Here is a 5043-nt window from a genome sequence, read left to right as displayed (position 1 = left end):
TACAGTCAATGAAGGTATCTCCGCTCATGAGGAATATGGCGTCGTTGGCATATTCAAAGAGTGTCCGGTATTTGGTTTCACTGTCTTTTAATTCTTTCTCTGCCTTTTTACGCTCTGTAATATCGATGCCAAAAACAGCTACCCGTGACACCTTTTTCTTTTCGTCAAAAACAGGATAGGCAAATGTATCATAGGACCTCCCGGCCCTTGCATCCTCAAAATGGACCGGCTGACCTGTACGTACCACCTTGTCAAACTTTTCTTTCCTTGTTTTGCCTGCTTTCGGTCCTAAGTAATCATATATGCAGGTACCGATCAGCTCCCGGACATTTTTACCCACTCGTTTCGCCAATGTTTCATTTGCTACGAGGATCGTTCCTTCCGTGTCGATCAGGAACAGGGTTTCATTGGTCGCGTGGATCAGCGCCCGCAGCGTCTCTTCGTTTGTACTGAGGGCCTTCTCTGTTTCCTTGTATTCGGTTATATCCCTGACGAATCCGAAGGAGGCCGGTTTGCCTTTGTACATGATGCTGGAGGCCGAGATCTCAACATGGACTATTGAGCCGTCCTTTTTTATCATCCTGCATTCATACCGTGTCGGGGCTTGCTCTCCCTGCTGCCTCCTTCCGGCATGGTCCATCACTATCTTACGGTCATCGGGATGGACAAAAGAGTAGAGAGGCGCTTCGGCAATCTCTTCCAGGTTTTTAAAACCTAAAATTTCAAGATACTTTTTGTTGCAGTAGAGACGTTTATCACCACTCAGGACAATAATCCCATCATTGGAGTTATCAACGGCGGTTTTATAGATTGTCTCATCTTTTTTCGAAGATTTATCAGATTGCTTATGCTTGCTTGTGGACCTTTTTAATTGTGCTACCTGCTCGCGTAATGCGGATAATTCCTGCAAGAGCTGATCTTTCGTTTTTCTTTCTTTCATCCCGCACCAACCCCCGCAGGAAGGAAAAACCCTTCAAAACATATCATCTTTCCTGTCCATGTTAAATAATACCAGCAAAAATGTTTATTGCAACAGGTTTTCTTTCTACTATCGCTGGAGCGAGAACCGGTGAGATGTGAAAGGTAAAAGGTAAAATGTTTAAGCTTTTCACCTTTCACGTTTCACTTTTCACGATATCTGCTGATAACTGATCGCTGACTGTTGCAGAAGCTTCCCTTTGGCACCGCTGATATTATCTGTATAATTGGGTGTACTACATAATCATTGAACGACTATTGAAAGGAGCGTCACAACTTCACCTGTTTTTATCCAAGGGCATTCTTTATAACGTCGGCGATCTCTTCGCAATACTTTTCCGTCACCCCGTCGGACGGCCCTTCAACCATGACCCTGCACATATTCTGGGTACCTGAATAACGGACAAGGACACGACCGTCATCTCCAAGTTCCTTCTCAACCCTCCGGATCACCTCTATGATCCGGGGCACCGTTGCGACGTCAGGCTTACTCTGTACATCCACATTGATCAGTTTCTGCGGATAAATATCCACCATCTTTGCAAGCTCTGACAGGGGTTTACCTGACCTGACCATGGCGGCAATCAGCTGCATGGCGGTGACAATACCATCACCCGTGGTATGGTGATCAAGAAATATCATGTGGCCTGACTCTTCCCCGCCTATCACGCTGCCCAACCGCACCATATCCTCCAGAACATACCGGTCTCCGACCTTTGACGTATGGTATTTGAAACCGTATCGCCTGCACGCGATCCGCAACCCCAGGTTGCTCATTACGGTGCTCACCAGGAGGTCGTTCTTCAATTTGTCCTGTTCCTTCAGCATGGCAGCGCATATAAACAGGATCTGGTCACCGGTTATCTCCTGCCCTTTTTCATCTATGGCAATAAGGCGGTCGCCGTCACCGTCAAAGGCGAGCCCGATTTCGGCGCCGGTTTCAATGACCTTTCTTTTCAGATCCCGTGTATACTGTGAACCACATCTATCGTTTATATTGATGCCGTTGGGGGTATTGTGGATGACCTCTATTTCTGCGCCCAGCTCCCAGAACGTATCCGGGGCAACCTTGTACGTAGCGCCATTGGCGGTATCGATGATGACCTTCATCCCTTCCATGGATAAATCTCTCGGGAAGGTATTCTTTAAAAAAACGATATAACGGCCATGCACGTCCTCCATTCGGAATGCCTGCCCCATATCCCTGACCGGCGGCACCAGGCCGTGAAGCGTATTGCTGAATACCAAATCCTCGATCGTCTCTTCCTGTTCATCTGAGAGCTTGAAGCCGTTGCCGGAAAAGATCTTGATCCCGTTATCCTGATATGGATTATGGGAAGCCGAAATAACAATCCCCGCATCGGCGCGCATACTCTGCGCAATGAAAGCTATTCCTGGGGTCGGTAGAACCCCGAGCAGATAAGGGTTGCCGCCCATCGAGGTTATCCCTGACTCAAGAGAGCCCTCAAGCATATAACCGGAGATCCGCGTATCTTTTCCGATAACTATCGTTGGACGGTGATGCTCTTTTTTTAAAAGATAGACAACTGCCTGCCCTATTGCAAAGGCAATCTCCGCGTTCATTGGATAGCGGTTCGCTTCTCCTCTCACTCCATCGGTACCAAACAGTTTACCCATAATAGTTCTTCCTTATGTATAGATCTTAAGGATCATTTGCCGAACATATTGAGCGACGGCATGATTGTTTTCACCTTTTCACAAAAGGTATCAACAATCCCTTGAAGCCATACAACACCTTTTTCGGAAATATGAGCAGGAATATCCTGTATTGCCGCTATATAATTTTTTCCGCTTCCGCCCGATATTTTATCAAAAGAAGAAAGAAAATCATCACGGTCTTTCTCAATCGTATCGCTCTCTATGCTGCCCGTGAACAACCCTTCTACTTCAATGAACTTCTCGTGGAACTCTTTCCTTCCGGCCAGTTCCCGTTCTTTTCCCGCACTGTCATCAGAAGATACCTTTGCCTTTTCAGCCAGCATCCGCAAACGCTTTATCCGTTCCTCTTTCGCAAGCGCCAATTTATCCAGCAAGCCGGCATATATAAGATGGCCAAACTCCTGCGCATCAAGAAAGGGGCGCCTTACATGGATATACCACTCTTCGAGGGCCACCAGGTTTGCAAGGTAAATGATATTATTCCCTACTATCCTGTGGAGGTTCGCATACATCCCGGGGGTGAAATCAATGGTCTTTGGAGAATGAGTCTTTCCGACAATAAGCTTATTGTCTACCGGAAAATCGTTTCTGAGTATCGAACCGGCAGCGACGATGTTGCCGTATCCCATGCGTAAGGAACCCACCATGCCTCCCTGGCCGCCGAGAAAGATCGCGGGCTGATTAAGCATCACGCCCCTCGGTACGTCGCCTATCAGCGATGCAGTGGTTTTATCGCCATCCGGCGTATAGTTGAAATGGATGTATGAGCTGCCTACCTCGCTGTGATCCTTACGGCTTGTCCCTCCGGCCATTAAACAATCACAGAAATTGATCAGGCTCCCGAGTGTCACAAAAGGGAAGAGTATCGTCTGCTTTAAACCGACACAATGCGCTCCATTGGCCTCCTCTTCGAGGATACAGCCTTCGCGTACCTGTGCCCCCAGACCCATGTTCGCCTTCTCCAGGAATACAGACTTATTGAAATATCCACCTTTAAGCTCAACTCCGGGCCCCAACTGGCAGTTGTCGATCGTGACAGGTCCTTCGTAGCCGATCCGGGCGCCCGCAGATATAGCGGTCTGTTCACCGTAGATCCTGCATCCGGGGTATATCCTGACATCCTTCCCGGATATATGTTCAACGCTTACCTCGTCGCCCAGATCCAGCGTTAACGGGTTCGGGATATCGACGCCTTTCCTGATCAGTTGAACGACCTTATCGTAGCATCGCGGTTTAAGATTGTCGTGAGCTTCCGTATAAACCATATAAGTATTTGTAAAGTAACACTTCTCTCATTTCCATGTCAATACCGGCATACCCCGGCAGGACAACATCGCCTCACCGGCCACGGGTAACCAAACCGGACATTTTTACTTTGCTGAGAACAGGACATTCTATTTTGTATTGACAGTTCTCTAAGAAAATCTTGACTTCGGCCGCATTCGTTTATATATTATTGCACCATGTGCGAGGCCGATGTGATCAAAGAGACCCTGAAGGCAATTCCCGCTAATCTGATAAACAATACCCTCCTGCTCGTCGTCGTAGTGCTTGTCGTCGTCGTGTGTCAATTTGCACCGACGGGTCTCGGGTAAGTCCTGACATAGGTGACCTGTAAGCCCCTGGCGGTGCAAACCGTCAGGGGCTTTTTTTATTCCAAAAAAGGAGTGGGCCATGAAGAAAAACGGAGCCGAAATGATCATCGAAGCACTGGAAAGACAGGACGTGAGGATTGTCGCGGGAATTCCCGGCGGGGCCAATCTCCCCATCTATAACGCCCTCTACAAGAGCCGCGTCCGTCATGTCCTGGCGCGTCACGAGCAAGGAGCAGGTTTCATTGCCCAGGGCATGGCGCGCTCCACAGGCAAGGCGGGCGTCTGCCTTGCCACTTCAGGACCCGGCGTTACAAACCTTATCACGGCAATCGCCGACGCGAAACTGGACTCCGTCCCGCTCGTAGCCATCACCGGCCAGGTGCCGACCTCTATGATCGGGACCGATGCGTTTCAGGAGGTCGATACCTTCGGGATGACGATGTGTATCACGAAACACAATTACCTTGTAAAGGATGCCCGGGAATTGCCTTACATAATAGGAGAGGCTTTCCGCGTTGCCGAAAGCGGGCGGCCAGGCCCGGTGCTCGTCGATGTTCCCAGAGATATCCAGTTGCAGGAGGTTGAATTCGACGCCTGGCCCGACGTGCCGGCGCCGTCGGCTCATTACGGGATGGACGACGACACGATCAACGAGATCGCGCGCGTGATCAACAACGCGGACCGTCCCCTCATATACGCGGGAGGAGGGATAACGGCCTCCGGAGCCGCAAAACATCTTGCCGGCCTCGCGAGAAAGAATTCCATCCCTGTTACGCTGACGCTCATGGGG

Annotated in this window: 4 protein-coding genes; 1 reads left to right on the top strand and 3 read right to left on the bottom strand. The window is 49.5% G+C overall.

Annotated features, from left to right (window positions below; all coding sequences use genetic code 11):
- The 3 genes from PHU49_14470 to PHU49_14460 all read right to left on the bottom strand — a co-directional run.
- Positions 1–940: PAS domain S-box protein (locus PHU49_14470; protein MDD5245210.1), on the bottom strand; the 940-nt coding region annotated here is incomplete at its 3' end.
- A 326-nt stretch (positions 941–1266) separates the two neighbouring features.
- Positions 1267–2616, bottom strand: a complete 1350-nt coding sequence (gene glmM, locus PHU49_14465) for a phosphoglucosamine mutase (protein ID MDD5245209.1) — start codon at positions 2614–2616, stop codon at positions 1267–1269.
- A 32-nt stretch (positions 2617–2648) separates the two neighbouring features.
- On the bottom strand, positions 2649–3923 hold the full coding sequence (locus PHU49_14460; protein ID MDD5245208.1) for a hypothetical protein: 1275 nt from the start codon (positions 3921–3923) through the stop codon (positions 2649–2651).
- A 409-nt stretch (positions 3924–4332) separates the two neighbouring features.
- On the opposite strand from PHU49_14460, the gene PHU49_14455 reads away from it, so the two are divergent.
- Positions 4333–5043 (top strand): thiamine pyrophosphate-binding protein (locus PHU49_14455; protein MDD5245207.1); only part of this gene is annotated, 711 nt, incomplete at its 3' end.

Source organism: Syntrophorhabdaceae bacterium, assembly GCA_028713955.1.
GTDB lineage: Bacteria > Desulfobacterota > Syntrophorhabdia > Syntrophorhabdales > Syntrophorhabdaceae > UBA5609.
This window is presented reverse-complemented; position numbering and strand designations above follow the sequence as displayed.